The sequence below is a fragment of the Variovorax endophyticus genome (assembly GCF_025376855.1).
In the GTDB taxonomy this organism is placed as follows: domain Bacteria; phylum Pseudomonadota; class Gammaproteobacteria; order Burkholderiales; family Burkholderiaceae_C; genus Variovorax.
On the sequence record NZ_JAHUTH010000037.1, the window covers coordinates 46,648 to 72,394 of the forward strand.

Here is a 25,747-nt window from a genome sequence, read left to right on the forward strand (position 1 = left end):
GGAATTCCGGCCGAACCTGGCGCTGAAGCAGAGCGGCGCTACTTCGCCGCGATGCACTCCACCTCGATCCGCGCATTGAAAGCCAGCGCGGTCGCACCGAAGGCACTGCGCGCCGGATACCGGCCTTCGGTGAAGTAGCCCTTGTAGACCTCGTTGAAGGCTCCCCACTCGCTCATGTCGGCCAGCATGGCGGTGCACTTCACCACGTCGGCCATGGTGTGGCCATGCGCCTCGAGCGTGGTCTTGATGTTCTCCATCACCTGCTTCGACTCGGGACCGATGCCGCCCGGTGGCAGCTTGAGGCTGCCGGGCAGGTTGCCGATCTGGCCCGACAGGTAGAGCGTGCGGCCGACCTGCACGGCCTCGGAGAAGGGCAGGGTGGTGGGCAGCACCTTGCCCGAGTTGAGGTGGCGCGGCGCGACGCCGCAGGCGCTGGTCGCGAGCACGAGGCAGGCCAGCGCGGCGCCGCCGAAGAGGGTGTGGCGTTTCATGGCGTTCCGATCGCGGCGAGGAATCTGGCGATGTCGTTCATGTCGTTGTAGACGGACGGCGAGATGCGTGCATGGTTGGCGCGCAGGGTGATCTCGATCTTGTCGGGTGCGAGCCGGCTCGCGAGCTGCGCGGCATTGGCATAGGCGAAGGTCACGATCGGCGAGCTGCTGTCGGGCGGCGTCACCACCTGGAAACCCTTGGCGCGCAGGCCGGTCTGCAGCGCATCGGTCATCGGCTTGCGCCAGGCCTGGATCTTGTCGACGCCCACGCTCTGGATCCAGTCGATGGACGCCGCGCAGGCCGCTTCGATCGAGGAGGCCGGGAACGAGCCGCTGAAGTAGCCCGACACCGAATCGATCTGCACGCTCTCGTAGGGCACGCTGCCGGGCGGGTCGAGCGGATAGACGTGCAGGATCGGCGCCGCGAAGTTGCGCGTCTGGCGGTAGCCGTACCAGGGCCGCTGCAGCTTGGGCAGCAGGCTCTTGCGCACGTAGAGGAAGGCGAAGCCGAAGTCGCCCATCAGCCACTTGTAGGTGCCGCAGCCCGCGAAGTCGACGCCCGCCGCCTTCACGTCCACCGGCACCGCGCCGGCCGACTGGATCAGGTCGACGTAGACCAGCGCGCCGCGCGAATGCGCGAGGTCGCACACGGCCTTGAGGTCGTGCGTGAAGCCGTTGTAGAGCGACACGTGCGAGATGGCCACCAGCTTGGTGCCCGGCGAGATGGCCTTGTCGAGGTCGGCCAGCGCGATGCGGTGGTTGGCGTCCATCGGCACCGTGAGCACGTCGAGGCCGCGCAGCCGGTACTGCTCGTACATGTAGAACGAGCCGACGAAGTGCAGCGCATCGGTGACCACGCGGCCGCCCGATTCGGGCAGGCCGAGCGCGCGCGTCACGAGGTACTCCCCCATCGAGGTGCTGGGCACGTAGGCGATCTCGTCGGCATCGGCATTGATCAGCGCCGCGAACTTCGCGGTGGCGGTCGCGCTGCCGCTCGCGAGCGAGAGCTTGGACTGCGCGTAGGAGCTCAGCGCATCGGTGGCGTACTGGTTCCACGGGTGGTCGGCGGCGCCGTTGAGGTACACGCGGTCGGCCACGCCGGGGAACAGCGCCTTGGCCGGCAAGGTGGGCGTGTCGCCCGGTGGGGCCGGCGGCGGCGCGGCCGAGGCGAAGGGCAGGAAACCGCCCGACGAACCCGAGCCGCCGCCGCAGGCGACGAGCTGGCTGCCGAGCACGCCCGCGACGGAGGCGCCGCCGAGGGACTTGAGCCAGTGGCGGCGGGAGGTGGCCGGCGGCGAGGCCGGCAGGGGCGCCGCGATGGCGGCGGCGGGATGGTTCGAACTCGGCATGATATGAATTCCTTGTTGATGTATCAACGAAATGTTGAATTTCTGGGCGCACCTTGCCCTACAGTTGCCGCGTCGTTTCGGGCGGACCCCAGGGCCGGCCGGACCCGCAAGACATGTGCCAGAATCAACGCCAGATCAAGTATTCAACAATTTGTTGAAGTCGGAGATCAGGGCTTTCACTCCCCTTCGACCTTCCTTCGACTTTCGTGTCCATGCCAGCCACCCGCAAGACCGCAGAGACCTCCAGCTCCCGTTCGACCGCGCAGCAGCCGCCGCCGAAGTCCCTGGCTCCGCGCGCACGCCAGCGCGCGGCCAAGCCCTCGAAGGCCGCGACCGTGTCGCCGGCCATCGCCGAGGAGCGCCGGCGCATCGTCGAGGTGCTCAAGCCCGTGGTGGAGATGATGGGGCGCATGCTCGGGCCGAACACCGAACTGGTGCTGCACGACCTGACGCAGCCCGATGCCTCGGTGGTCGCGATCGCCAACGGCCATGTGTCGGGCCGCAAGGTCGGCAGCACGATCCTCAGCGGCCCGAAGGACGACCGCGCCTTCGGCGCCGCCTGGTCGGCCGCCACCGACCTCTCGGGCAGCGGCCACTCGGTGGTCAACGTCTATCCCACGCTGACCGGCACCGGCACGCCGCTGAAGTCGGCCACCGTGATCTACCGCGATGCCGACGGCACGCCCTTCGCGGCGCTGTGCATGAACGCCGACCTCACCGTGTTCAAGCTCGCGCACGCCTGGCTCGAGCATGCGATCCAGGGCGCGCCCGCACCCGCGGCGGCGCCCGAGTCGCGCGAGGAATCGCCCGACATGGACCTGCTGATGGGCGAGATCATCCGCTCGGCGATCCGCACCTTCGGCAAGCCGGTGCAGCTCATGAACAAGGAGGAGAAGGTGCACGCCGTCGAGGAGATGCTGCGGCGCGGCCTCTTCATCGTGAAGGGCAGCGTGGGCCGCGCGGCGGCGGCGCTCGACATGTCGCGCTTCTCGATCTACAACTACCTCGATGAGATTCGCAAGCGCGAGGGGTTCACGAAGTAGGACCGAGCACTACGGCGCCACCACCAGCTTCCCCCCACGCACCTGATAGATCGTCACCGTGCCCCGCAGGTTGTCTCCGCGCGCATCGAAGGCGATCGGCCCGATCAACCCGGTGAGCGTCACGCCCGCGAGCTTCGGTCCGTACACCGCGGGATCGGTGGAGCCGGCCTTCTTCATCGCTTCCACCAGCACCATCACCGCGTCGTAGGCATAGGGCGCGAACACGATCACGTCGGTGCCGAAGCGCGCCTTGTAGCGCTGGTTGAAGGCCGCGAAGGCGGCCATGGCCTCGCGTGGCGCGCCGGCCTGCGAGCAGTAGGCGGCTTCGTTGGCGCCGGCCGCGAGCTTGCTCCATTCGCCGGTGCACACGCCGTCGCCCGCGATGAAGGTCGCGTTCAGGCCGAGCTGCTTCATCTGCCGGTTGACCAGCGCGGCCTGCGCGTCGGCGCCCGCGTAGACGATCACGTCGGGCTTGAGGCCGCGCAGGGTGGTGAGGATGGCCGAGAAGTCGGTCGCGCGGTCGGTGCCGAACTCGCGCTTGAGCACCTTGACCTGCGCCTTGCCGAGGTCGGCCACCACCTGGTCGGCCAGGCCCTGGCCGTAGGCGGTGCGGTCGTCGATCACGGCGGCGGTCTTCGCCTTCAGCGTGCGCGCGACGTAGCCGGCGATGCCATCGGCCTGCTGCACGTCGGTGGCCATGAGCCGCGCGGCGAATTTGTAGCCGGCGCGCGTGTACTGCGGGTTGGTCGCGGCCGGTGCAACCTGCGGGATGCCGGCGTCGTTGTAGACGCGGGCCGCGGGAATGGTGGTGCCCGAGTTGAGGTGGCCGACGACGCCGTTGACCTGCATGTCGGCCAGCTTCTGCGCCACGGTGGTGGCGCTGGCGGGATCGGCCCGGTCGTCCTCGACCACTGCCTCGAAGCGCAGTCGGCGGCCGCCGATCGCGAGGCCCTGCGCGTTGAGGTCCTCGATGGCGAGCCGCGCGCCGTTCTCCATGTCCTTGCCGAGATGGGCGATGGCACCGGTCAGCGGCGCGGCGATGCCGATGCGCACGGGCGCATCCTGCGCCTGCGCGGTGGTGGCGATGGCGACGACGAGCGAAGCGAGGGCGAGGCGTGGCGAGGGATTCATGCGCGGCTCCGTGGGGCGGGTGGATCGGGAGATCAGGAAGGGCCCCGCCGCGAGGTCGCGAGGCCTCGGTTAGAGTAGGCCGTCCGGACGGAATAAATTTCGCTGTTTCGCCCGGCTGCGTACAGGGCAGGCGGACGAAACATGCGCGATGCGCGGGTGTTTCGAACGAACCATTTTTCTTTTGCGGGCGATGCCGACATGGCCAGAACCAAATCCGAGAACTTCGACGACATCCGAGCCACGATCCTCGACGTGGCCGCGTCCCTCTTCGCCAAGAACGGCTTTCGCAACACCAACATCATCGACATCGGCGCCGCCTGCAACGCGTCGAAGTCGCGCATGTACCACTACTTCCCGTCGAAGGAAGCGATGCTCGCGGAGATGCTCGGCGAGCACGTGAGCGCGCTGGTGGCGATCGCCTCGGACCTGGTGTCGGCGCCCATCGATCCGCGCGCGCGGCTGCGCAACTACTTCCTCGCGCACCTCAAGTACTACTACGAGCAGCGCGACCGCCACACCGTGCTGATCGAGGACGTCTACCACCTGCCCGAGGAGGTGCGCGCGCAGGTGAATGCCAACGAGCAGAAGCTCGTGGGCTTCCTGTGCGCGCTGCTGCGCGAGATCAACGCGCAGAAGTTCAAGGACCGCCAGGCCGCGACCACGCACGCGATGCTGATGTACGGCATGCTGAACTGGACCTACACCTGGTACCAGCCCACCGGGCGCCTGAGCCTCGAGACGCTGGCCGACCAGGCGAGCGACATGTGCCTGCACGGCATCGTGTAGGCGTGCGCGGCCGCGGGATCAACCAGCCGTTGGCTGGCCGTGCAGCGTGCCGAGCCAGTCGGCGAGCGCGGCGATGGCCGGCTCCTGCGCGCGGCGCCTGAGCACGCACAGCGAGATGCGGTCGCCGCTGGGCACGAAGCCGAGCGGGGCCGCGATGCGCGCCTGCGCGAGCTCCTCGCGCACCAGCACGGAGGGCGCGATGCCCACGCCGAGCCCGGCGATGGCGGCCTGGATCATGTAGATCCACTGGCCGAAGGAACGCCGCGGCCGCAGTCGCGCGGCGTCCAGCCCATTGGCCTGCGCCCAGATCGTCCAGCCGGCCGGATAGGACTCGGTGCCGAGCAGCGCGTGCGACAGCACGTCCCGTGGCCGGGCCAGCGTCTTCGCCTGCGCGGGCGTGCAGATCGGCCCGATGTCGTTGTCGGCCAGCAGGATCTCGCTCACCTCGCGCGGATGCGTCCCTCGGCCGCAGTAGACCAGCGCATCGATATGCCCCGCGCGCAGCCGGCCGAGGTCGCTGCCGGTCTGCAGGTTGAGCACGACCTGCGGATGCCGCGCCTCGAAATCGTCGAGCCGCGGGATCAGCCACTGCAGCATGAAGCTGCCGGGGCAGGCCAGCGTCAGCGCGGTGGCGGGCCGCTGGCCGCGGATCTCGGCGCAGACCGTGCCGATGTCGTCGAGCGCCCGCGCGGTGCTCGCGAACAGCCGCCGGCCGGCGTCGGTCAGCGTCACGCCCGCGGCATGGCGGTCGAACAGCTTGCAGCCGAGCCACGATTCGATGAGCCGGAGCTGGTGGCTCACCGCGCTGTGCGTGACGCTGAGCTTGTCGGCCGCGCCGACCACGCTGCCGGCCTGCGCGGCCGCGGCGAAGGCGCGCAGGGCCGTCAGCGGGGGGAGTTGCTGGAGGTCCATGGTGTGAATTGATTTCACGGCCAGTGTAGAGAAGGATCGCTGGCGAAGGGAGGGGAACCGGCTTATCTTGAGCGGCTTCCGCTCCATCCCCTGCCCACCGTCAGCCATGTCCTCGAACGCCTCGCCGCGCGGCACCGCCGTCCTTCTCCTCGCGATCGTCATCGGTGCCTGGGGCGTCAACTGGAGCGTCGGCAAGGTGGTGCTGGAACACGTGACGCCGATCTGGGCCACCACCCTGCGCATGGTGCCGGCGTGCATCGTGCTGTGGGTGGTGCTGCCGGCCTCGGGCCGGCTGGCCGTGCCCACGCGGCACGACCTGCCGGTGATCCTGAGCGTCGGCCTGCTGCACATGGTGGCCTTCTCGGTGCTGGCCGCGCTGGGCTTGCAGTACCTGAGCGCGGGCCGCTCGGTGGTGCTGGCCTACACCACGCCGCTGTGGGTGCTGCCCGCGGCCCGCTTCTTCCTCGGCGAAGCCTTCACCGCGCGCCGCGCCGCCGGCCTGGGGCTCGGCGTGGCGGGGCTGCTGGTGCTGCTGCAGCCCGCGGCCGTCGACTGGCGCGATGCCGACGTGGTGCGCGGCCACGGTCTGATCCTCCTGGCCGCGGCCTGTTGGGCCGCCTGCATCGTCTACGGACGCGCCCATCGGTGGACCACGCCGCCGTTCCAGCTGCTGCCCTGGCAGATGCTGCTGGCGAGCATCGCGCAACTGCTGCTCGCGCTGGCCATCGAGGGCGTGCCGCGCATCGCGTGGTCGATGGAGCTGATCGCGCTGCTGGGCTACAGCAACCTCATCGGCACCGTGCTGGCCTACTGGGCGATGAACACCGTGAACCGCGACCTGCCGGCCTCCGTGACCTCGATGGGGTTGCTGGGCGTGCCGGTGGTGGGGCTGCTGGCGGCCGACCTCGCGCTGGGCGAAAGGCCCGATGGCGCGCTGCTGCTGGCGACGGGGCTGATCGTGGCGGGCATCGCGATCGGGACTTTGGTGCGGCGCGCACGGTAGCTTTCTGCAAGCCGTCGGCCAACGGTCCGCATCCCTGCGGTCCCCTTTTTGGCGCGATCGGATTTGTCGGGTGCTCCCCGCGCTCCTATTCTTTGCGCATGACTCGCCATGACACTTTTTCGGTGTCTCCCCTCGTTCTCGCAAAGTCCGGACTCCCCATCGAGCGGCTGTGCGAGCGCGCCGGCGTGAAGCCATCGAACGCGTGGAGCACGAGCGAGTTCTTCCGCATCTGGGCCGCGGCGGACGAGGCGTTCGACGACCCGTCCGCGGGACTTCGCTTCGGTGCCGAAGGGATCGCCCGGGGCTATGGCGTGGCCTCGATCGTGGCGCTGCACGCGCCCGACTTTCGCCGCGCGCTTGCGGCCCTCTCGCGCTACAAGCGACTGACCTGCCCCGAGCTCGTCGAGGTCGAGACGGTGGGCGAGCAGACGACGGTGCGCTATCGCTGGCTGCTGGCGACGAGCGAGGTGCCGCGCCTGCTCGTCGACATGACCATGGCCTCGCTGCGGGAGCTGGCGCGGCATGGCAGCGCCGGACGGATCGCGCCCCTTCGACTGGAACTGGCGCGTCGGCCCCGGCATCAGGCGCTGCTGCGCCGCCACTTCGGATGCCCCATCGTCTTCGGGGCCACGCACGACGCGATGGTGTTCGACCGCGCGGCGCTCGACGTGCCGTTCGTCACGGCGGACGGCGGGGCCTTCGCGCGGGTGCTCGAGGGCCTCGAGCAGAGGGCGGCCCACGGCGAGGGCCTGTCCCTGCTCGTGGCCGAGACCCGCGTGGCGATCGCGCGCCAGTTGAGCGAAGGCCTGCAACCCAGCATCGCGGCGGTGGCGAGCCGGCTCCACCTCAGCAGCCGCACGCTCCAGCGCCGCCTGGACGAATGCGAGACGAGCTTCCAGCAGCAGCTCGCCGCGGTGAGGCACACCACGGCGACACGGCTGCTCGCCAACACGGTGCTCGATCCGGTGGCCATTGCCATGCTGCTCGGCTTCGTCGAGCCCAATTCGTTCGCCCGCGCGTTTCGCGGCTGGGAGCGGACCACCCCTTCCCGTTGGCGCGAGCGTCAGACCGCCGACCAGGCATGAACCACGAAAGCACCCTCCCATGACCTCCACACGCGTCCTCGTCACAGGTGGCTCAGGCTTCATCGCCGGACACTGCATCCTCCAGCTCCTCGCGCAGGATCATCGCGTGCGGACCACCGTTCGATCGCTCGCCAGGGAGGCCGAGGTGCGGGCGTCGCTCGCGGAGGCGGGCATGGTGCACGGCGACAGGCTGAGCTTCGTCGCCGCCGACCTCATGCGCGACGAAGGCTGGGCGCAGGCCATGGTCGATGTCGATTTCGTGCTGCATGTGGCATCTCCGGTGCAGCCCGGGCACGTGGCGAACGAGGACGACCTGATCGCCCCCGCGCGCGAAGGCACGCTGCGCGTGCTGCGGGCCGCGCGCGACGCGGGCGTGAAGCGCGTCGTCCTCACCTCCGCGTTCCATGCCGTGAGCTGGGGACATCCCCACGGCACCCACACGTTCACCGAGAACGACTGGACCGTTCTCGACGGTCCCGGCGTCGATGCCTACGGCAGGAGCAAGACCCTCGCCGAGCGCGCGGCATGGTCCTTCATCGCCGCCGAGGGCGGCGGGCTGGAGCTCGCCACCATGCTTCCCGTCGCGGTGATGGGCCCGGTGCTGGGCAGGAACATCTCGGGGGCCAACCATCTGGTTCAGCGCATGCTCGATGGGGACATGCCGGGTTTCCCGAACCTGTTCATCCCGGTCGTCGACGTGCGCGACGTGGCGTGCGCGCACATCCTGGCGATGGACCGTCCAGGGGCCGCGGGCGAACGCTTCCTGCTCTCGAATGGCCAGGCGCTGGCGATGCGGGAGATCGGAGCCGTCGTCAAGGCCGCACTCGGCGAATCGGCCAGGCGCGTTCCGACCCGCACGATCCCGGACTTCGTGTTGCGCGTGGTCGCGCTCTTCAATGCCGGGCTTCGCCCCTTCATTCCCGATCTCGGCTACGCCAAGAAGACCTCCAACGAGAAGGCCAGGCAGGTGCTCGGCTGGACCCCACGCGACGCCCGCGAAGCCATCGCCGCGGCGGCGAAGAGCATGCTGGCCAGGGGATTGCTCAAGGCCTGAGCCCGCGGCCCGCTCAGGGCGAACGCGTGCCGATCTTCGGCGGCTCGGGCGGCACCCCGGGTGCGCCGGCCTGCAGCCAGGCGATCTTCGCGTCGACGAAGCGCAGCATCGCGGCCAACTCTTTCTGCTGCTGGCGCAGCCTGTCGCGCCGCGCGACCATGGCCTGCAGCATGCGGCCGCGGCCGCCGGCTCGGCGCTCGTTCATCAGCAACTGGATCTCGGCGAGCGACATGCCCATGGCCTGGCCCGCGCGGATCGCGGCCACCAGCCGCAGGTCGCGTGGCGAGAACTCGAGATAGGGCCGCGTGCCGCCGGCCAGGCCCGTCTTCGGCTGCAGCAGGCCGCTGCGCACATAGAAGCGGACGGTGGCGACGCTGAGGCCGGCCTGCTGCGAGAACTCTGCGATCCACATGAAGCGGCTCCGGTGACTTGACTATGAAATCGACTTCATAGTTATAACAAGCCCATCGACGCGCCACCAACCGAGGACTCGCCATGATGAACACCGTACCGCTGCTGCTGCTTCCCGGCCTCATGAACGACGCGCGCGTCTGGGATCCTTTGCGGCGGGCGCTGCCCGCCGGGCGCGATGTCGTCGTGTCGCCGACCGATGGGGCCGACACCATCGAGGCCCTGGCCGCCACGGCGCTGGCCGCGATGCCCGACGGAAGCTTCGCGGTGGCGGGTTTCTCGCTGGGCGGCTACGTCGCGCTCGAGGTGTGCCGGCAGGCCGGCTCCAGGATCGCGGGACTCGCCTTGCTCGACACCGGTGCGCGCGCCGATTCCGAAGAGGCCACGCAGAACCGGCGGCGGATGGTGGCGGCGCTGAGCTCGGGCGGCGCGAGCTTCGCCCAGGTGGTCGAGAGCTTCACGCCTCGCGTGATCCATCCGTCGCATGCGCAGGACCGCACGCTGCTCGAGCTGCTCGCCGACATGGCGCGGCAGGTCGGCGGCGAGGGCTTCACGCGGCAGCAGAAGGCCGCGATGCAGCGCCGCGACGCGCGCGAGCTGCTACCTGCGTTGACGGCGCCGGCCCTGGTGCTGTGCGGCCGCGAGGATCAGATCACGCCGCCGGCACTGAGCGAGGAGATGGCGGGCTTGCTGCCCGGCGATGCCGAGCTCGTCGTGGTGCCGCAGTGCGGCCACATGTCGACGCTGGAACAGCCCGCGGCCGTCGCCGAAGCCTTCTTGCGATGGCTCGCGCGCGTCGACGCCGCCGCCTCGCCGGCGCGCGGCGGCTGACGACCACGCCCCTTTCGATCGCGCCTTTTCCCGCGGCTTCGGGTAAGCCCTAGCTGCCGCCGGGTCTTCGTCTTCATTTATATTCCGTCCGGAAGGTTAAATAAAGAGACGATGACCGACATCACCAGCACCTGCGGATTTCTGGAGCAGCACTTCGACCGGATCGAGGAGGGCGCGCGCTTCCGCTCGCGTGGCCGCACCCTCACGGAAGCCGACATCCTCCAGTGGTGCGCGCTGACCGGCGACTGGTACGTGCTGCACACCGACGCGCACCATGCGGCGCGCACGCGCTTCGGCCAGCGCATCGCGCCGGGGCTGATGCTGCTGGCCTATGCGGCCGGGCTCGGCATCCCGCCCGCGGCGCCGGCGATCGTGGCGAACTACGGCAGCGACGCGCTGCGCTTCACCGCGCCGGCCTTCATCGGCGACACCATCCATCTGGAGGCCGCCGTGCTCGAGAAGACAGTGAAGCGCCCCGGCACCGATGGCGTGGTGCGGCTGCAGTGGAACGTCCACAACCAGAACGGGTTGCTGCTGATGGCCAGCGAGCTGCGCATCCTGATGGCCTTTGAGGGAGCCGCGCGATGAGCGGCGCCATCTCCACCGACGCGGTGCGCCTGACGCTGGAGTCCTCGCTCGCGGTCATCGCGATCGACCGGCCCGCCGCGAAGAACAGCCTGCGCCTCGACGAGATGACGGCGATCGCCGATGCGATCGGCGAGGCCGTGTCGGCCGGTGCGCGCGTGGTGCTGGTGCGCGGCACGCGCCATGCCTTCTGCGCCGGCCGCGATCTCAAGGACACGCATCCCGGCACCGACGACACGCTCGCGATCCTGCGCGAGCGGATCAACCCGGTGCTGGCCGCCGTGCGCGACTGCCCGGTGCCGACGATCGCCGCGGTGCAGGGCCCCGCGCTGGGCTTCGGCTTCGGGCTCGCGCTGGCCTGCGACATCGCGCTGGTCGCCGACGATGCGCTGCTCGGCAGCCCGTTCCGCAACATCGGCGCGGTGCTCGATTCGGGCGGCCATCATCACCTGCGCGAACGCGTCGGGCCGCACCGCGCGGCTGAGCTGATCTTCCTGGGCCGCCTGTTCTCGGGGCGCGAAGCCGCGGCCATGGGGCTCGTGAACCGCAGCGTGGCGGCCGAGGCGCTCGACGAGATCGCGCTGCGGATGGCGCGCGAGATCGCGAGCGGCCCGACCGCCGCCTTCGCCGCGTCGAAGCGCATCCTGTCGCGCGCGCGTTCCTTCGAGGAGACGCTCGAGCTCGAGGCGATCGCGCAGGCCGAGGCGCTGGCCGGGCCCGACGGCATCGAGGGCATCGGCGCCTTCCAGCAGAAGCGCAAGCCGCGCTTCATCGGACGCTAGGCGATGGACATGACCCAAACTCCCGAAGCAGCACGTTCGCCGCGCGCCCTGTTCCTCGCCGCGCTGGCCGAAGGCCGGCTGGCCTACCAGTTCGACCATGGCGCGGGCCGCGCGGTCTTTCCGCCGCAGGCCGTGGGTCCGGGTGGACAGCCGGGCGAACTCGAATGGCGCACCAGCCGCGGCGAGGGCACGGTCCACGCCTGCACCCAAGTGCAGCGGCGCGACGGCGCCTTCAACATCGCGCTGGTCGATCTCGACGAAGGCTTTCGCATGATGGCCACCGTGGTCGATGCGGCGCCCGGCGCGCTGCGCATTGGCCTGCGCGTGGCCGCGCGCATCGAGCCCTGGAACGACGCGCACCGCGTGGTGTTCGGAGCGCTCGCATGACCGCAACCAATCTGCGCGGCGCGGCCGCGATCGCCGGCATCGGCAGCACCGGCTTCGCGACGATGCCGGCCCTGTCTTCGCCGCTCGACGCGATGGCGCTGGCCTCGGTGCGCGCGCTCGACGACGCGGGCCTCTCGCCGGCCGATGTCGACGGCGTGTTCGCGGCCGGGCTGCAGCTGTTCATGCCGACGCTGAGCCTGTGCGAATACCTGGGCCTGCGCCCGCGCTACACCGATTCGACCCAGGTCGGCGGTGGTGCCTTCCTCGCGCACCTCAACCATGCGCGTGCCGCGATCGCGGCCGGCCTGTGCTCTGTGGCGCTGATCGCCTACGGCAGCACGCAGAAATCGGCGGGCGGACAGTTCGCGACCCATTCCGAACCCAACCCCTACGAAGTGCCTTACGGCTACCCGGGCCCGCTCGCGGCCTACGCGATGGTCGCGCAGCGCCACATGCACGAGTTCGGGACCACGCGCGAACAGCTCGCGCAGGTGGCGGTGAGCGCGCGCGACTGGGCGCGGCTCGACACCGATGCGCCCGATCCCGGGCCGCTGAGCATCGAGGACGTGATCGCGGCGCGGCCGGTGGCGCATCCCTTCACCGTGCGCGACTGCTGCCTCGTGACCGACGGCGGCGGCGCGCTGGTCGTGGTCTCGGCCGAGCGCGCCGCGCAGTTGCGGCGCAAGCCGGTCTACCTGCTCGGCGTGGGCGAGGCCGCCACGCACCGCAGCATCGCGCAGATGCCGGACCTGGTGCGCACCGCGGCCAGCGTGTCGTCGGCCACCGCCTATGCGCAGGCCGGCGTGGGCCCGAAGGACATCGACGTGGTGCAGTTCTACGACGCCTTCACGATCATGCCGATCATCTTCGCCGAGGACACGGGCTTCTGCGCCAAGGGCGAGGGCGGCGCCTTCCTCGATGGCGGCCGTGCCTCGCCGGGCGGCGACTTCCCGATGAACACCAGCGGCGGCGGACTCTCGCTCGGCCACCCCGGCATGTTCGGCATCTACACCGCGATCGAGTCGGTGGTGCAGCTGCGCGGCGATGCCGGCGCGCGCCAGGTGGCCGGCGCCGAGCTCGCGCTGGCTCATGCGCCGGGCGGCTACATGTCGAGCCAATGCACCGCGATCTTCGGCACCGCCGCCACGCTCTGAACCCACCATGACCCTCCAAGACCTGCAACTGAAACACGCCGCCCGCCTGGCCGATGCGATCGCCGCCGTGGCCCGCCGCGGCTACCACAGCGCCTATCCCGAGGATCCGACGCATCCCGTCTACGCCGACGGCTCGCGCGAAGCCGGCGAGGCCGCCGTGCGCGCGGCCTGGACGCGGCGCGATGGCGCGATCCGCGGCGAGGAGCGCAGCGCCTTCGGCGTGCCCTTCGACACCGCCTATGCCGACGAGCCGGTCGATGCCGTGCTCGCGCGCGCCGAGGCCGACGCGCCGGCCTGGGCCGCGCTGGACCCGACCGAGCGCGCTGCGGTGGCGCTCGAGATCCTCGACGCGCTGCAGCAGCGTGCCTTCGAGATGGCCTTCGCCTGCATGCATGCCTGTGGCCAGCCGTTCGCGATGGCCTTCCAGGCCGGCACCGCGCATGCGCTGGACCGCGCGCTCGAGGCCGTGGCCATCGCCATGCGCGAGATGGGCGCCTATCCCGCGCGCGTGCTCTGGGAGAAGCCCGATGCGCGCCGGCCGCTGCGCGTGGAGAAGACCTTCGAGATCCTGCCGCGCGGCATCGCGGCCGTGATCGGCTGCGCCACCTTCCCGACCTGGAATTCCTACCCCGGCCTGTTCGCGAGCCTGGTCACGGGCAACCCGGTGGTCGTGAAGCCGCATCCCACGGCCGTGCTGCCGCTCGCGTTGTGCGTCGACACGGCGCGCACGGTGCTCGCGGGCCTGGGCCTCGACGCCGACGTGGTGCAGCTGCTGGTCGACACGCGCGCCGCGCCCAAGACCAAGGCGCTCGCGCTCGATGCGCGCGTGAAGCTGATCGACTTCACGGGTGGTCCCGAGTTCGGCGACTGGCTCGAAAGCCACGCGCGCCAGGCCCATGTCTTCACCGAGAAGGCGGGCGTCAACGCGGTGCTGATCGAAAGCACCGGCGACTACCCCGGCCTGGTGCGCAACCTCGCGCTCACGCTGAGCCTCTACAGCGCCCAGATGTGCACCACGCCACAGAGCATCTACCTGCCGCGCGCCGGCATCCGGTTGCAGGACGGCACGGCGAAGACGGTCGAGGATTTCAAGGCCGACCTCGCCGGGGCGGTCGGCAAGCTGGTCGCCGATCCGGTGCGCGCCATCGAATTGCTGGGCGCGATCCAGAGCGATGCCACCGAGGCGCGCGCCGTCGAGGCGGCATCGCTCGGCGAGCCGGTGTTCGCCTCGCGCCGGCTCGCGCATCCCGATCTGCCCGATGCGGTGCTGCGCACGCCGGCCCTGTACGCCGTGCCGCCCGAAGCCTTGGACACCATCGCGCGCGAGCACTTCGGCCCGATCAGCCTGCTGATCGTGACCGAGGACGCCGACGCGGCGCTGCGGCATGCGCACGAGGTCACGCGCTCGCGCGGCGCGATCACCTGGTCGGTGTACTCGCGCGACGAGGCCTTCGTGCGCCGCGCCAAGCTCGCCGCTGCCGATGCCGGCGTGCACCTCACGCTCGACATGACCGGCCCGGTGCTGGTGAACCAGTCCGCCGCCTTCAGCGACCTGCACGTGAGCGGCCACAACGCGGCCGGCAACGCCGCGCTGTGCGACACCGCCTTCGTGCTGCCGCGCTTCCGGGTGCTGCAGACGCGCCGCTATCTCGCCGCCTGAGGCGCGACCGCCCCAAGAACAAAGGAGACGCCCCATGACCGAATCCCGCAATGCGCAGGCCGCGGCCGATGCCGCCGACGATTTCCTGTCGCTCGACGAACTGCAGGCGCGCCAGGACGCCAAGCTCGCCGCGCTCGGCCGCCGGCTCGCGCACTCGCCGCAGTGGCAGGCGCATTTCGCGGCGGCCGGCGCCTCGCCCCTCGACCTGAAGGACCGCGCCGCGCTGCAGGCGCTGCCGCTGCTCGAGAAGAGCCACCTGCGCGCGCTCTATCCGTACCCCCTGCTCACGGTGCCGCTCGAGCAGGTGGTGCGCTTCTGCGCGACTTCGGGCACCACGGGCCTGCCGGTGCTGTTCGGCTTCACGCAAAAGGACTGGGAAGACACGCTGGTGCGCCAGCTCGCGCGCATCTATCGCACCGTGGGCGTGCGCGCGGGCGACCGCGTCTACCAGGGCTACGGCTATGGCCTGTGGATCGGCGGCAGCTCGATGGACGAGGCGCTCAAGGCCTATGGCGCGGTCAACTTCCCCGTCGGCCCGGGCCGCGGCGAGCTGATGGTGCAGTGGCTGCGCGACCACCGCCACACGGTCACGACCATGTCGCCGCTGTGGCTGATGACGCTGATCCAGCAGGCGCGCAAGGCCGGCATCGACCCGCGCCGCGACTGGGCGCTGCGCGTGGGGCTGTTCGGCGGCCAGTCGGTGTCGGCCACCTTCCGCAGCGAGATGGAGGCGCTGATGCCCGAGGGCTTCCTGGCGCACAACATCTACGGCACCACCGAGGCCGGCGGGCCGGTGCTCGGCGTCTCCTGCCCGCATTCGCACGGCGACGACGAGATGCACCTGGTCAACGACGACAGCGTGCTCAGCGAGATCCTCGACCCGCAAACCCTGCGCCCGGTGGCGCCGGGCGAGGTCGGCGAGATCGTGTTCACCACGCTCGACAAGGAGGCCTCGCCGGTGCTGCGCTGGCGCACGCGCGACCTGGTGCGCCGCTCGGCCCAGCCCTACCGCTGCGCCTGCGGCCGCCATGCCTATGCGCGCATCGGCCGCATCATCGGCCGCTCGGACGACATGCTCAAGGTGCGCGGCGTGCTGGTCTATCCCTCGCAGATCGAGGACGTGATCGCGGGCGTCGAGGGCCTGGCCAAGGATGCCTGGCAGATCTACATCGACAGCGAGCGCAGCGTGCTCGACCACATGGAGGTGGCCGTGGAGCGCGTGCCCGGCACGGCCTGCACGGGCGACGACCTGGCGCGCGAGGTGCGCGCGCGGCTCAAGGCCCGGCTGGGCCTCACGTGCGAGGTGCGCTGCCACGACGAAGGCGTGCTGCCGCGCTACGAGGCCAAGGCCACGCGCGTGCTGCGGCGCACCGCAGCGGAGGCCAGCCCGGCATGACGCACACGACGCAAACCACGCCGGGCGCGCTGGCCGGCCTGCGCGTGATCGACCTCTCGCGCGTGCTAGGCGGTCCCTTCTGCACCCAGATGCTGGCCGACCATGGCGCGCAGGTGATCAAGGTCGAGCCGCCGCAGGGCGACGAGACGCGCGACTGGGGCCCGCCCTTCCTTGACGGTGCGGCGTCGTACTTCCTCGGCGTCAACCGCAACAAGCAGGGCGTCGCGCTCGACCTCTCGCTGCCCGAGGGCCGCGCGCTGCTGCTGCGCCTGCTGGCGGACGCCGACGTGCTGGTCGAGAACTTCAAGCCCGGCACGCTCGAGCGCTGGGGCATCGGCTACGAGGACTTCCTGCGCGAACGCTTCCCGCGCCTGGTGCACTGCCGCGTCAGCGGCTTCGGCGCCGACGGCCCGCTGGGCGGCCTGCCGGGCTACGACGCGGTCGCGCAGGCCATGACCGGGCTGATGTCGGTCAACGGCGAACGCGGCGGCGCGCCGCTGCGCATGGGCATCCCGGTGATCGACATCGCGACCGGGCTGCACGCGGTCATCGGCATCCTGATGGCGCTGCGCGAGCGCGAGCTGTCGGGCCGGGGCCAGTCGGTCGAGGCCACGCTGTTCGACACCGGCGTCTCGCTGATGCATCCGCACCTGCCCAACCACTTCCTGTCGGGCCGCGTTGCGGGGCGCAGCGGCAACGCGCATACCAACATCTGTCCCTACGATGCCTTCGCCACGCGCAGCGTCGGCGTGTTCATCGCCGTGGGCAACGACGGCCAGTTCCGCCGCCTGGTCGCGCTGCTGGGCCGCGCCGAGCTGGCCGACGATCCGCGCTTCGCGCACAACAGCGAGCGGCTCGCGAACGCGGCGGCGCTCAAGGCCGAGCTCGAGGCGCTGCTGGCCACGCGCGACGGCGAGGCCATCGCGCAGGAGCTGATGCGCGCGGGCGTGCCCTGCGGCCCGGTGCTCGACGTCGGCGGGGTGCGCATGCATCCGCATGCGCTGCACCGCGAGCGTTTCGTCGAGGCCGGTGGCCAGATGGGCGTGGCCTCGGCCGTGTCGCTGTCGCGCACGCCGGCCAGCTACCGCACCGCGGCGCCGGCCTTCGGCGCGCACAGCCTCGAGGTGCTGCGCGCCGCCGGGCTCGGCGAAGACGAACTCGCCGAAGCCACCCGCGCGGGCGCGATTCCGCACGCGCGCTCTTCCTTTGCCAATTGATATGCCGTCTGGAAGGCTTATCAAAGGTCCACCACCCCTCCCATCCGAACACATGACAAGGAGAGATTCCCGATGAACCCGTCCCCCACCCACCAGGACAACGCCCAGGACACCGCCGCGCTCGCGCGCGCGCTGACCCCGCCGCCCGAGCAGGTGCTAGCCATGCCCGATCCACAGGCCCTGCTCGCCGAGATCGAGGCCGCGCCCCGCATCGACGGGCCCAACATCTTCCCGCTCGAGTGGCATGTGGAGACACCCAAGCTCTACGACATCTACGACGCCGCGCGCGATCCGGGCTGGTCGCCGCACACGCTGCCCTGGGACACCTTGCGCGTGGAGGACTACAGCCTCGACCAGCGCTACGCCATGGCCTACTGGTTCTCGCTGCTCGCGGTGTTCGACGGCTCGGGGCCGTCGGTGTTCGCGCGCGCCATGATCCACACCTACGAGAGCAAGGAAGAGGACCCGGTGCGCAAGTGCTTCTTCTCGGTCGTGCGCGACGAGATGAACCACGAGGAAGTGTGCGGGCGCGCCATCAAGCGCCTCACGCCCGGCGGTCCGCTCGGCTACGTGCCCGAGACGCCGCTCGGGCATCTCGCGCGCAACAACATCGAGTGGCTCTACTACAACGGCTCGCGCTACTGGACCGGCTTCAAGAACGGCGTCGACAAGTACCCGCTCGCGATCCTGTTCACCTCCTTCCTGTTCGGCGAGGTGGCCTCGAGCACGCTGTTCCACGGCATGTACCAGCGCACCACCATCCCGGTGTTCAAGGAAGCCTTCAAGCGCATCGGCCAGGACGAGGGCCGCCACCTGGGCATCTGCCTGGCGGTGCTGCAGAAATTGCTGCCGGTGCTCACCGAGGACGACAAGCAGATGATCAGCATCCAGCTGCGCGCGGGCTTCGTGTTCCTCTCGGGGATCCTGCACGAGCCGCCCGAGCAGTTCTGGAAGCTGCCGCCCACCTTCATCCCCGCGCAGCGCCAGATCGACGAGGTCGCGCGCAGCGCCGGGCTGGGCATCCTCACGCTCGACGAGCGCAAGGCCAACTGGAAGACGGCCGTGCTGCGCATGAAGGCCAACCTCGACCCCTACGGCATCGAATTCCCCGCGCTGCCCGAAGTCGGCATCGAGGGCAAGGAGGTGGTGTTCGATCCCGAGAAGGTGATCCCGATCTTCTAGGCCGCATGACATCGATGAACATGAGCCGAACGATCCTCGTCAACGAGGCGATCCGCTTCGGCGTCCCCGAGGGAGAGATCATCCTGGACGCCGCGCTGTCGCAGGGCGTGGTGCTGCCGCACCAGTGCCGCGGCGCCTCCTGCGGGATGTGCAAGGCGCGCGTCACGCAGGGCACGGTCGACAACGGCTGGTCGCTGGGCCTCGCGATCTCCGACCAGGAGATCGCCGAGGGCTTCTGCCTGATGTGCCAGGCACGGCCACTCAGCGCCGAGGTGCATCTGCGCACGGTGCAGCCGATCCCGGGCGGCGAGGGCTCGGCCGTGCAGAGCTTCGAGGCACGCGTGCTGTGCAACACCCCGCTCACGCCGCGCGTGCGGCGGCTGGTGCTGCAGGCGAGCGAGCCGGCGCGCTTCGAGGCGCAGGCCGGTGCCTATGTCGAGCTCGCGCTGCCGGGCCTGTCGCCGCACCGGCGTTACAGCCTCGCGACCGTGCCTTCGGCCGCGGGCCTGATCGAGCTGCTGGTCGCGCGCCATCCGGGCGGCGCGGCCAGCGGCCACATCCACGACCTGCTGCAGCCCGGCGACAGCGTCGGTGTGACCGGTCCCTACGGCACCTGCCGGCTGCCCGAAGGCGAGGGCCCGGTGCTCGGCCTCGCGGGCGGCACCGGCCTGGCGCCCGTGCTCTCGATCCTGGAGGACGCGCTCGCGCACGGCGACACGAGCCCGATGACGCTGCTGTTCTCGGTGCGCGACGACGCCGAGCTGATGCTGATGGACCGCCTCGCGGGGCTGGCCCGCGCGCATCCGAACTTCCGCTATGCGCTGTTGGTGACCGAGGCGCGCAGCCGCTTCTGCACCAGGCAGCAGTACGCGCCCTCGTGGCTGCGCGAGAACCACGACTCGCTGGCCGGCGCCCGCGCGGTGATCGGCGGCTCGCCGGGCTTCGTCGCTGCCTGTTCCGACACCTGCATCGCGCTGGGCATGGCGAGCACGGCGATCTCCGCTGACAGCTTCACGCCGGTGGCGCAGACCTAGCGCGCTTTCGATTTTTTTCCCGGTACGACAGATACATAAAAGGAGACAACGATGATCGAGATTGCAAAGGCCCGCTTCCGGGCCGCCGCCTTCGGCGCGGCACTGTGCTTCGCGGCGCTCTCGGGCGCGCGGGCCGACATCAACGTGGGCGTGGTGGTCTCGGCCACCGGGCCCGCGGCCTCGGTGGGCGTGACCCAGCAGCGCACGGTGTCGGTGCTGCCCGCCACCGCGGGCGGCGAGAAGGTCAACTACATCCTGCTCGACGACGCGTCCGACACCTCGACCACGGTCAAGAACGTGCGCAAGCTGATCTCCGAGTCGGCGATCGACCTGCTGATCGGGCCGAGCCTCACGCCCAACTCGCTGGCCGTGCTCGACGTGCTGTTGGAGAGCGGCACGCCGATGATCAGCCTCGCGGGCTCGGGCGCCATCGTCGAGCCGGTGGACGACCGCAAGCGCTGGGCCTTCAAGACGCCGCAGAGCGACACCCACATGGCGACCGCGATCGTCAAGCATATGGCCGACAACGGCGTGAAGCGCGTGGCCTTCATCGGCTTCAACGACGCCTACGGCGAAGGTTGGTGGCGCGAGTTCGGCAAGCTCGCCGAGCTGCGCAAGATCGAGGTGGTGGCCAACGAGCGCTACACGCGCACCGATGCCTCGGTCACCGGGCAGGTGCTCAAGCTGCTGGCCTCGCAGCCCGACGCGGTGTTCATCGCGGCCTCGGGCACGCCCGCGGTGCTGCCGCAGGCCACGCTGTTCGACCGCGGCTACCGCGGCAAGGTCTACCAGACCCATGGCGTGGCGAACAACGACTTCCTGCGCGTGGGCGGTGCCAAGCTCGAGGGCACCTTCGTGCCGGCCGGCCCGGTGCTGGTGGCCGAGCAGCTGCCCGACAGCCATCCGGCGAAGAAGCCCTCGCTCGAATTCATCCGCAAGTACGAGGCGCTGCCCAACGCGGGCCACCGCTCCACCTTCGCCGCCTACCTCTGGGATGCGGCGCTGATCCTGCAGGACGCCGCGCCGCGCGCGCTCAAGGGCGCGAAGCCCGGCACGCCCGAATTCCGCAAGGCGCTGCGCGACGCGATCGAGTCCACGCAGGACCTGCATGCCACCAACGGCGTCTACAGCCTCGGGCCCAAGGACCACATCGGCCTGGACCAGCGCAGCCGGGTGATGGTGCGCATCGAGAAGGGCAGCTGGAAGTACATCCCCTGACGCGCGGCGGACCCTACAGATCATGGACATGCAGATCTTCGGCCTGCTGGTGCAGGACGGCCTCGCGAGCGGCGCGGTCTACGTGCTGCTGGCGCTGGCGCTCGTGATGGTCTTCACCGTCACGCGCATCGTGTTCGTCCCGCAGGGCGAATTCGTCAGCGCCAGCGTGCTGACCATCGCGGCCTTCCAGCAGGGCCAGGCGCCGGGGCTGGCGGTACCGGTGGCGGCGGTGGCCCTGCTGGCCTGCGGCATGGAAACGGCAGAGCGCCTGCGGCAGCGCAACCTGGCGGGGCTCGGCGGCCGGCTCGCGCTGCTCGGCGCGCTGCCGCTGGCGGCCTGCGCCTTCGCCTCGTTCGGCGTCGATGCGCGCTCGCCGGCCTGGATGCAGACGGCCGCGGCGGTGGCGCTGGTCACGGCGATGGGGCCGCTGATCTACCGCACGGTGTTCCGGCCGATGGGCAATGCCTCGCCGCTGGTGCTGCTGGTGGCGGCGATCGCGCTGCACTTCGTGCTGGTGGCGCTGGGCCTGTACGTGTTCGGGCCCGAGGGCTCGCGGCTGCCGGGCTTCGAACTGCCGGCCGGCCTGCTCGCGGGACTGCCGGTGGCGCCGCAGACATTGGCGGTGGTGGCGGCGAGCGCCGTGCTCGTGGCCGTGTTCTTCGCCTTTTTCGGCCACACGCTGAGCGGCAAGGCGCTGCGCGCCACCGCCGTGTGCCGCGACGGCGCGCGGCTGGTCGGCATCTCGCCCGACCACTCGGGCGAACTGGCGCTGACCATCGCCGCCTTCATCGGCGCGGTCTCGGGCGTGCTGATCGGCCCCTTCACCACCATCTACTACGACTCGGGCTTCCTGCTCGCGCTCAAGGGCTTCGTCGGCGCGATCGTCGGCGGGCTCTCGGGTTACGTCCTCGCCGCCGCGGGCTCGCTCGTGGTGGGCCTGCTCGAGGCCTTCTCGTCCTACGGCGCGAGCGCCGCCAAGGAGATCATCGTGTTCGCATTGATCGTGCCGCTGCTGTTGTGGCGTTCGCTGGCCGACCCGCATTCGCAGGAGGCTTCATGACGCTTCGTTCCTGGATGCTCGCGGCGGTCGCCGTGGCGGCCGCGGCCGGCGTGGCGCTGTTCGCCTCGAGCTACTACGTCACGCTCGCGAGCTTCGTGCTGCTCTACGCCACGGTGGCGCTCGGGCTCACGCTGATGACCGGCTTCGCGGGCCTGATCTCCTTCGGCCAGGCGGCCTTCGTCGGCATCGGCGCCTATGCGGCCGGCTACCTCGCGGTGGCTCACGGCGTGCCGGGCTGGGCCACGCTGCTGGCCGGCGTTGCCCTCGCCACGCTGTCGGCCGCTGGCATCGGCGCGCTCACGCTCTCGATGGGCGGCCACTACCTGTCGCTGGCCACGCTGGCCTGGGGCGTGGTCGTCTACTACGGGCTCGGCATCGTCGAGCCGCTGGGCGGCTTCAACGGCCTCGCGGGCATCCCGGCGCTGAACCTGTTCGGCTTCGACTTCGCGTCCGAGCGCTCGATGTTCTGTCTGATCGCGCTGGGCTTCGCGCTGGCCTTCTGGCTGGTGCGCAACCTGCTCGATTCGCGGCTGGGCCGCGCGGTGCGCGCGCTGCGCGCCGGCGCCGACCTGCCCGAGGCCTTCGGCGCGCATGCGTTCCGGCTCAAGGTCGCGGTGTTCTGCACCGCCGCGGGCCTGGCCGGCATGGCGGGCTGGCTCTACGTCTACATGCAGCGCTTCCTCAATCCCACGCCCTTCGGTCTGCAGATGAGCATCGAGTACCTGTTCATGGCGGTGATGGGTGGCGTGGGCGCGCTGTGGGGTGCGCTCGCGGGCGCCGGCGTGGTGGTGGTGCTCAAGCAGGTGCTGCAGGACGTGCTGCCGGCGGTGCTCGGCCGCTCGGGCAACTTCGAGATGGCGGTGTTCGGCGTGCTGATGCTGCTGATTCTCGCGCGCGCCAACGCGGGGCTGTGGCCGCTGCTCGCGCGCTGGACGCGCTTCGCGGCCGCCGTGCCACGGCGGACCGCGCCGCGCGGCGCACCGGTCGAGCTGCGCGCGCCCGTGCAGCACGCAGCCGCCGCGCCGGGCGAGGTGCTGCTGCGCGTCGACGGGGCCGAGAAGCGCTTCGGCGGGCTGGTCGCGGTCAACCGCGTCTCCTTCGAGGTGCGCGGCGGCGAGATCGTCGCGCTGCTCGGGCCCAACGGCGCGGGCAAGAGCACGCTGTTCAACCTGATCACCGGCCTCCTGCCCGCCAGCGCCGGCGCGATCCTGCTGCGCGGCCAGCGCATCGACGCGCTCGGCGCGCGCCACGTGGCAGCGCGCGGCGTGGCGCGCACCTTCCAGCATGTGAAGCTGGTGGCCGACATGAGCGTGCGCGACAACGCGGCGCTCGGCTGCCACCTGCTCGGGCGCGACGGCTGGCTGCGCGCCATGCTGCGGCTCGATCGCCGCGAGGAGGCCGCAATCGAAGCCATGGCGCTGGCGCAGCTGCGGCGCTGCGGCCTCGAGGATCTCGCCGACGCGCCCGCCGCCAGCCTGCCTTTGGGCAAGCAGCGCATCCTGGAGATCGCGCGCGCCCTGTGCGCCCGCCCGCAGCTGCTGCTGCTCGACGAGCCCGCGGCGGGCCTGCGGCACCAGGAGAAGAGGACCCTGGCCGCGCTGCTCAAGCAGCTGCGCGGCGAGGGCGTGACCGTGCTCATCGTGGACCACGACATGGAATTCATCATGGACATCGCCGACCGCCTGGTCGTGATGCAGTTCGGCCAGAAGATCGCCGAGGGCGAGGCGCAGGCGGTGCGCGACGACCCGCGCGTGCAGCAGGCCTACCTGGGGAGCGCGGCATGACGCTGGAAGCCCGCGCCCTGTGCGCGTTCCATGGCCGCATCCCGGCGCTGCACGAGGTCGACGTGTCGGTGCCGCCCTCGGGCATCGTCACCGTGGTCGGTCCCAACGGCGCCGGCAAGTCCACGCTGCTGGCCGCGCTCATGGGCCGGCTGCCGATGAGCGGCGAGGTGCGGCTCGACGGCACCGACCTGCGCTTCGTCTCGCCCGAGCGCCGCGTGGCCATGGGCCTGGCGCTGGTGCCCGAGCAGCGCGACCTGTTCGGCACCATGAGCGTGGCCGACAACCTCGAGCTCGGCGCCTTCTGCTGGCGCCGCGCGGGCCGGCGCGCGATCGCCGCCGAGATGGAGCGCGTGTATGCGCTGTTCCCGCGCCTGGGCGAGCGGCATGCGCAGCTCGCGCACACCCTTTCGGGCGGCGAGCGGCAGATGCTCGCGCTGGGCCGCGCGCTGATGGCGCGCCCGCGCATCCTGCTGCTCGACGAGCCGAGCCTGGGGCTCGCGCCGCTGGTGGTGCGCGACATCTTCGCCACCGTGCGGCGGCTGCAGGCGCAGGGCGTGGCGATCCTGCTGGTCGAGCAGAACGCGCGCGCCGCCTTCGAGGTGGCCGACCATGCCTACGTGCTCGAGATGGGCCGCGTGAGCCTGCAGGGGCCAGCCGCCGAGGTCGCGCGCGACGCGCGGGTCGCCGACAGCTACCTGGGGCGGGCCGCGGCGCCCTCGGCCGCTATCGAATCGATGCCGCCCGAGAAGCTGGCGGCCTGAAGAAGGAGACCCCCGATGAACGAAGAATCCCTCGCGTCGCGCGAGCGCCCCGTCGCCGCCGTGATCCACCAGCTGCGCGAACGCTTCGGCGAGCGCTGCGCGACCGGCCAGGCGGTGCGCGACCAGCACGGCAAGGACGTGTCCTTCCATCCGCTGCATGCGCCCGACGCGGTGGTGTTCGCCGAGTCGACCGAGGAGGTGGCCGCGGTCGCGCGGCTGTGCCACGCGGCCTCGGTGCCGATGATCCCGTTCGGTACCGGCACCTCGTGCGAAGGCGGCGTCGCGGCGCTGCATGGCGGCATCTGCATCGACCTCTCGCGAATGAATGCCGTGCTCGAGATCCACGAGGCCGACTTCGACTGCCGCGTGCAGGCCGGCGTGACGCGCAAGCAGCTCAACGCGGCGCTGCACGGCAGCGGCCTGCATTTCCCGATCGACCCCGGCGCCGATGCCTCGATCGGCGGCATGGTGTCGACGCGCGCCTCGGGCACCAACGCCGTGCGCTACGGCACCATGCGCGAGAGCGTGATGTCGCTCGAGGTGGTGCTGCCCGACGGCGAGGTGGTGCGCACCGGCGGGCGCGCGCGCAAGTCGGCCGCGGGCTACGACCTCACGCACCTGTTCACCGGCGCCGAGGGCACGCTGGGCATCGTCACCGAGGTGGGCCTCAGGCTGCATCCGCTGCCCGAACGGATCGCGGCCGCGCGCTGCGGCTTTCCCGACCTGCGCGCGGCCATCGACGCGGTCACCGCGATCATGCAGACCGGCGTGCCGGTGGGCCGCATCGAGTTCCTCGATGCGCAGCAGGTCGAGGCCTGCAACCGCTACGCGAAGCTCGGGCTGCCGGTCATGCCCACGCTGTTCCTCGAGTTCCACGGCGCGCCCGAGAGCGTGGCGCAGCAGGTGCGCGTGGCCGAGGAGCTCGCGGCCGAGCATGGCGGCGTGGGCTTCGCCTGGGCCGACACGCCCGAGGAGCGCAGCCGGCTCTGGCAGGCGCGCCACGACGTGTGGTGGGCCGCGCTCGCGCTGCGCCCCGGCTGCCAGGGCATGCCCACCGATGCCTGCGTGCCGATCTCGCGCCTGAGCGAGGCGGTGCTGGCGGCGCGCGCCGACGTCGAGGAGCTCGGGCTCACCGCGCCCATGTGCGGCCACGTGGGCGACGGCAACTTCCACCTGTGCGTGGTGGTCGATCCCGCCGATGCCGACGAGATGGCGCGCGCCGAGACGCTCAACGCGCGGCTGATGCGCCGCGCCATCGCGATGGGCGGCACCTGCACCGGCGAGCACGGCATCGGCTACGGCAAGCTCGACTTCCTCGAACTCGAGCGCGGCGCCTCGATGCGCGTGATGGCGGCGATCAAGCAGGCGCTCGATCCGCGCGGGGTCATGAATCCGGGGAAGGTGCTGCGGCAACGCGGCGTTTGAATCTTT

25 protein-coding genes are annotated in these 25,747 nt (G+C 70.9%); 20 read left to right on the forward strand and 5 right to left on the reverse strand.

The window, feature by feature from the left end; translation table 11 throughout:
- Positions 1-38: 38 nt before the first annotated feature.
- On the reverse strand, positions 39-491 hold the full coding sequence (locus KV106_RS34550; protein ID WP_261216245.1) for a RidA family protein: 453 nt from the start codon (positions 489-491) through the stop codon (positions 39-41).
- Complete coding sequence (locus KV106_RS34555) at positions 488-1,840, reverse strand: aminotransferase class V-fold PLP-dependent enzyme (protein WP_261216247.1); 1,353 nt, start codon at positions 1,838-1,840, stop codon at positions 488-490. Before KV106_RS34555 ends, KV106_RS34550 begins: the two co-directional genes overlap by 4 nt.
- 212 nt (positions 1,841-2,052) lie before the next feature.
- On the opposite strand from KV106_RS34555, the gene KV106_RS34560 reads away from it, so the two are divergent.
- A complete protein-coding gene (locus KV106_RS34560; RefSeq protein ID WP_261216249.1) occupies positions 2,053-2,883 on the forward strand; it encodes a helix-turn-helix transcriptional regulator in 831 nt (276 codons plus the stop codon).
- Positions 2,884-2,892: 9 nt separating this feature from the next.
- Here KV106_RS34560 and KV106_RS34565 read toward each other — a convergent pair whose 3' ends face one another.
- On the reverse strand, positions 2,893-4,014 hold the full coding sequence (locus KV106_RS34565; RefSeq protein WP_261216250.1) for a branched-chain amino acid ABC transporter substrate-binding protein: 1,122 nt from the start codon (positions 4,012-4,014) through the stop codon (positions 2,893-2,895).
- Between the two features lie 198 nt (positions 4,015-4,212).
- Between KV106_RS34565 and KV106_RS34570 the strand changes: the two genes are divergently transcribed.
- Positions 4,213-4,800: a TetR/AcrR family transcriptional regulator gene (locus KV106_RS34570; RefSeq protein WP_093352991.1), complete on the forward strand. Its 588-nt coding sequence runs from the start codon at positions 4,213-4,215 to the stop codon at positions 4,798-4,800.
- Between the two features lie 18 nt (positions 4,801-4,818).
- Here KV106_RS34570 and KV106_RS34575 read toward each other — a convergent pair whose 3' ends face one another.
- Entirely contained in the window at positions 4,819-5,712 is an 894-nt protein-coding gene (locus KV106_RS34575) for a LysR substrate-binding domain-containing protein (protein ID WP_261216251.1), read from the reverse strand.
- A gap of 106 nt (positions 5,713-5,818) precedes the next feature.
- On the opposite strand from KV106_RS34575, the gene KV106_RS34580 reads away from it, so the two are divergent.
- The 3 genes from KV106_RS34580 to KV106_RS34590 all read left to right on the forward strand — a co-directional run bounded on the left by KV106_RS34580 (position 5,819) and on the right by KV106_RS34590 (position 8,854).
- Positions 5,819-6,715 (forward strand): DMT family transporter, encoded by an 897-nt coding sequence (locus tag KV106_RS34580; RefSeq protein ID WP_261216253.1) that lies wholly within the window; start codon positions 5,819-5,821, stop codon positions 6,713-6,715.
- A 98-nt stretch (positions 6,716-6,813) separates the two neighbouring features.
- Positions 6,814-7,800 (forward strand): AraC family transcriptional regulator, encoded by a 987-nt coding sequence (locus KV106_RS34585; RefSeq protein WP_261216254.1) that lies wholly within the window; start codon positions 6,814-6,816, stop codon positions 7,798-7,800.
- Between the two features lie 19 nt (positions 7,801-7,819).
- Positions 7,820-8,854: an SDR family oxidoreductase gene (locus KV106_RS34590; RefSeq protein WP_261216255.1), complete on the forward strand. Its 1,035-nt coding sequence runs from the start codon at positions 7,820-7,822 to the stop codon at positions 8,852-8,854.
- 13 nt (positions 8,855-8,867) lie between these two features.
- Here KV106_RS34590 and KV106_RS34595 read toward each other — a convergent pair whose 3' ends face one another.
- Positions 8,868-9,266: a helix-turn-helix domain-containing protein gene (locus KV106_RS34595; RefSeq protein ID WP_261216256.1), complete on the reverse strand. Its 399-nt coding sequence runs from the start codon at positions 9,264-9,266 to the stop codon at positions 8,868-8,870.
- Positions 9,267-9,349: 83 nt separating this feature from the next.
- Here KV106_RS34595 and KV106_RS34600 point away from each other — a divergent pair, with 83 nt between their 5' ends.
- The 15 genes from KV106_RS34600 to KV106_RS34670 all read left to right on the forward strand — a co-directional run bounded on the left by KV106_RS34600 (position 9,350) and on the right by KV106_RS34670 (position 25,741).
- Positions 9,350-10,096, forward strand: coding sequence for an alpha/beta fold hydrolase (locus tag KV106_RS34600; protein WP_261216257.1), 747 nt, complete (start codon positions 9,350-9,352; stop codon positions 10,094-10,096).
- A 111-nt stretch (positions 10,097-10,207) separates the two neighbouring features.
- A complete protein-coding gene (locus KV106_RS34605; protein WP_057589761.1) occupies positions 10,208-10,684 on the forward strand; it encodes a MaoC/PaaZ C-terminal domain-containing protein in 477 nt (158 codons plus the stop codon).
- Positions 10,681-11,463: an enoyl-CoA hydratase/isomerase family protein gene (locus KV106_RS34610; protein ID WP_261216259.1), complete on the forward strand. Its 783-nt coding sequence runs from the start codon at positions 10,681-10,683 to the stop codon at positions 11,461-11,463. Before KV106_RS34605 ends, KV106_RS34610 begins: the two co-directional genes overlap by 4 nt.
- A 9-nt stretch (positions 11,464-11,472) precedes the next feature.
- Positions 11,473-11,850 carry a Zn-ribbon domain-containing OB-fold protein gene (locus KV106_RS34615; RefSeq protein ID WP_261216261.1) on the forward strand — a complete coding sequence of 126 codons (378 nt, stop codon included), beginning with the start codon at positions 11,473-11,475 and terminating at the stop codon, positions 11,848-11,850.
- Entirely contained in the window at positions 11,847-13,004 is a 1,158-nt protein-coding gene (locus tag KV106_RS34620) for an acetyl-CoA acetyltransferase (protein WP_261216262.1), read from the forward strand. Before KV106_RS34615 ends, KV106_RS34620 begins: the two co-directional genes overlap by 4 nt.
- Before the next feature lie 7 nt (positions 13,005-13,011).
- A complete protein-coding gene (gene paaN / locus KV106_RS34625) occupies positions 13,012-14,664 on the forward strand; it encodes a phenylacetic acid degradation protein PaaN (protein WP_261216263.1) in 1,653 nt (550 codons plus the stop codon).
- Positions 14,665-14,698: 34 nt separating this feature from the next.
- Positions 14,699-16,060, forward strand: a complete 1,362-nt coding sequence (locus KV106_RS34630; protein WP_261216264.1) for a phenylacetate--CoA ligase family protein — start codon at positions 14,699-14,701, stop codon at positions 16,058-16,060.
- Positions 16,057-17,277, forward strand: a complete 1,221-nt coding sequence (locus tag KV106_RS34635) for a CaiB/BaiF CoA transferase family protein (RefSeq protein ID WP_261216266.1) — start codon at positions 16,057-16,059, stop codon at positions 17,275-17,277. The genes KV106_RS34630 and KV106_RS34635 overlap by 4 nt, the downstream gene beginning before the upstream one ends.
- A 72-nt stretch (positions 17,278-17,349) precedes the next feature.
- Complete coding sequence (locus tag KV106_RS34640) at positions 17,350-18,459, forward strand: hypothetical protein (RefSeq protein ID WP_261216268.1); 1,110 nt, start codon at positions 17,350-17,352, stop codon at positions 18,457-18,459.
- Between the two features lie 20 nt (positions 18,460-18,479).
- Positions 18,480-19,493, forward strand: coding sequence for a 2Fe-2S iron-sulfur cluster binding domain-containing protein (locus KV106_RS34645; protein ID WP_261216270.1), 1,014 nt, complete (start codon positions 18,480-18,482; stop codon positions 19,491-19,493).
- Between the two features lie 51 nt (positions 19,494-19,544).
- Positions 19,545-20,711 (forward strand): ABC transporter substrate-binding protein, encoded by a 1,167-nt coding sequence (locus tag KV106_RS34650; protein WP_261216272.1) that lies wholly within the window; start codon positions 19,545-19,547, stop codon positions 20,709-20,711.
- Between the two features lie 22 nt (positions 20,712-20,733).
- Positions 20,734-21,771: a branched-chain amino acid ABC transporter permease gene (locus KV106_RS34655; protein WP_261216274.1), complete on the forward strand. Its 1,038-nt coding sequence runs from the start codon at positions 20,734-20,736 to the stop codon at positions 21,769-21,771.
- The gene (locus tag KV106_RS34660; protein WP_261216276.1) at positions 21,768-23,555 is read left to right on the forward strand and encodes a branched-chain amino acid ABC transporter ATP-binding protein/permease; all 1,788 of its coding nucleotides are present in this window, start codon (positions 21,768-21,770) and stop codon (positions 23,553-23,555) included. Before KV106_RS34655 ends, KV106_RS34660 begins: the two co-directional genes overlap by 4 nt.
- Positions 23,552-24,316, forward strand: coding sequence for an ABC transporter ATP-binding protein (locus KV106_RS34665; protein WP_261216277.1), 765 nt, complete (start codon positions 23,552-23,554; stop codon positions 24,314-24,316). Before KV106_RS34660 ends, KV106_RS34665 begins: the two co-directional genes overlap by 4 nt.
- Before the next feature lie 15 nt (positions 24,317-24,331).
- The gene (locus KV106_RS34670; protein ID WP_261216278.1) at positions 24,332-25,741 is read left to right on the forward strand and encodes an FAD-binding oxidoreductase; all 1,410 of its coding nucleotides are present in this window, start codon (positions 24,332-24,334) and stop codon (positions 25,739-25,741) included.
- The last annotated feature ends 6 nt before the right edge of the window (positions 25,742-25,747 follow it).

Bases quoted from the DNA above. Each gene is read 5' to 3' on its own strand.
- KV106_RS34550 (WP_261216245.1), bottom strand. From the start codon at position 491: ATGAAACGCCACACCCTCTTCGGCGGCGCCGCGCTGGCCTGCCTCGTG.
- KV106_RS34555 (WP_261216247.1), bottom strand. From the start codon at position 1,840: ATGCCGAGTTCGAACCATCCCGCCGCCGCCATCGCGGCGCCCCTGCCG.
- KV106_RS34560 (WP_261216249.1), top strand. From the start codon at position 2,053: ATGCCAGCCACCCGCAAGACCGCAGAGACCTCCAGCTCCCGTTCGACC.
- KV106_RS34565 (WP_261216250.1), bottom strand. From the start codon at position 4,014: ATGAATCCCTCGCCACGCCTCGCCCTCGCTTCGCTCGTCGTCGCCATC.
- KV106_RS34570 (WP_093352991.1), top strand. From the start codon at position 4,213: ATGGCCAGAACCAAATCCGAGAACTTCGACGACATCCGAGCCACGATC.
- KV106_RS34575 (WP_261216251.1), bottom strand. From the start codon at position 5,712: ATGGACCTCCAGCAACTCCCCCCGCTGACGGCCCTGCGCGCCTTCGCC.
- KV106_RS34580 (WP_261216253.1), top strand. From the start codon at position 5,819: ATGTCCTCGAACGCCTCGCCGCGCGGCACCGCCGTCCTTCTCCTCGCG.
- KV106_RS34585 (WP_261216254.1), top strand. From the start codon at position 6,814: ATGACTCGCCATGACACTTTTTCGGTGTCTCCCCTCGTTCTCGCAAAG.
- KV106_RS34590 (WP_261216255.1), top strand. From the start codon at position 7,820: ATGACCTCCACACGCGTCCTCGTCACAGGTGGCTCAGGCTTCATCGCC.
- KV106_RS34595 (WP_261216256.1), bottom strand. From the start codon at position 9,266: ATGTGGATCGCAGAGTTCTCGCAGCAGGCCGGCCTCAGCGTCGCCACC.
- KV106_RS34600 (WP_261216257.1), top strand. From the start codon at position 9,350: ATGATGAACACCGTACCGCTGCTGCTGCTTCCCGGCCTCATGAACGAC.
- KV106_RS34605 (WP_057589761.1), top strand. From the start codon at position 10,208: ATGACCGACATCACCAGCACCTGCGGATTTCTGGAGCAGCACTTCGAC.
- KV106_RS34610 (WP_261216259.1), top strand. From the start codon at position 10,681: ATGAGCGGCGCCATCTCCACCGACGCGGTGCGCCTGACGCTGGAGTCC.
- KV106_RS34615 (WP_261216261.1), top strand. From the start codon at position 11,473: ATGACCCAAACTCCCGAAGCAGCACGTTCGCCGCGCGCCCTGTTCCTC.
- KV106_RS34620 (WP_261216262.1), top strand. From the start codon at position 11,847: ATGACCGCAACCAATCTGCGCGGCGCGGCCGCGATCGCCGGCATCGGC.
- paaN (WP_261216263.1), top strand. From the start codon at position 13,012: ATGACCCTCCAAGACCTGCAACTGAAACACGCCGCCCGCCTGGCCGAT.
- KV106_RS34630 (WP_261216264.1), top strand. From the start codon at position 14,699: ATGACCGAATCCCGCAATGCGCAGGCCGCGGCCGATGCCGCCGACGAT.
- KV106_RS34635 (WP_261216266.1), top strand. From the start codon at position 16,057: ATGACGCACACGACGCAAACCACGCCGGGCGCGCTGGCCGGCCTGCGC.
- KV106_RS34640 (WP_261216268.1), top strand. From the start codon at position 17,350: ATGAACCCGTCCCCCACCCACCAGGACAACGCCCAGGACACCGCCGCG.
- KV106_RS34645 (WP_261216270.1), top strand. From the start codon at position 18,480: ATGAGCCGAACGATCCTCGTCAACGAGGCGATCCGCTTCGGCGTCCCC.
- KV106_RS34650 (WP_261216272.1), top strand. From the start codon at position 19,545: ATGATCGAGATTGCAAAGGCCCGCTTCCGGGCCGCCGCCTTCGGCGCG.
- KV106_RS34655 (WP_261216274.1), top strand. From the start codon at position 20,734: ATGGACATGCAGATCTTCGGCCTGCTGGTGCAGGACGGCCTCGCGAGC.
- KV106_RS34660 (WP_261216276.1), top strand. From the start codon at position 21,768: ATGACGCTTCGTTCCTGGATGCTCGCGGCGGTCGCCGTGGCGGCCGCG.
- KV106_RS34665 (WP_261216277.1), top strand. From the start codon at position 23,552: ATGACGCTGGAAGCCCGCGCCCTGTGCGCGTTCCATGGCCGCATCCCG.
- KV106_RS34670 (WP_261216278.1), top strand. From the start codon at position 24,332: ATGAACGAAGAATCCCTCGCGTCGCGCGAGCGCCCCGTCGCCGCCGTG.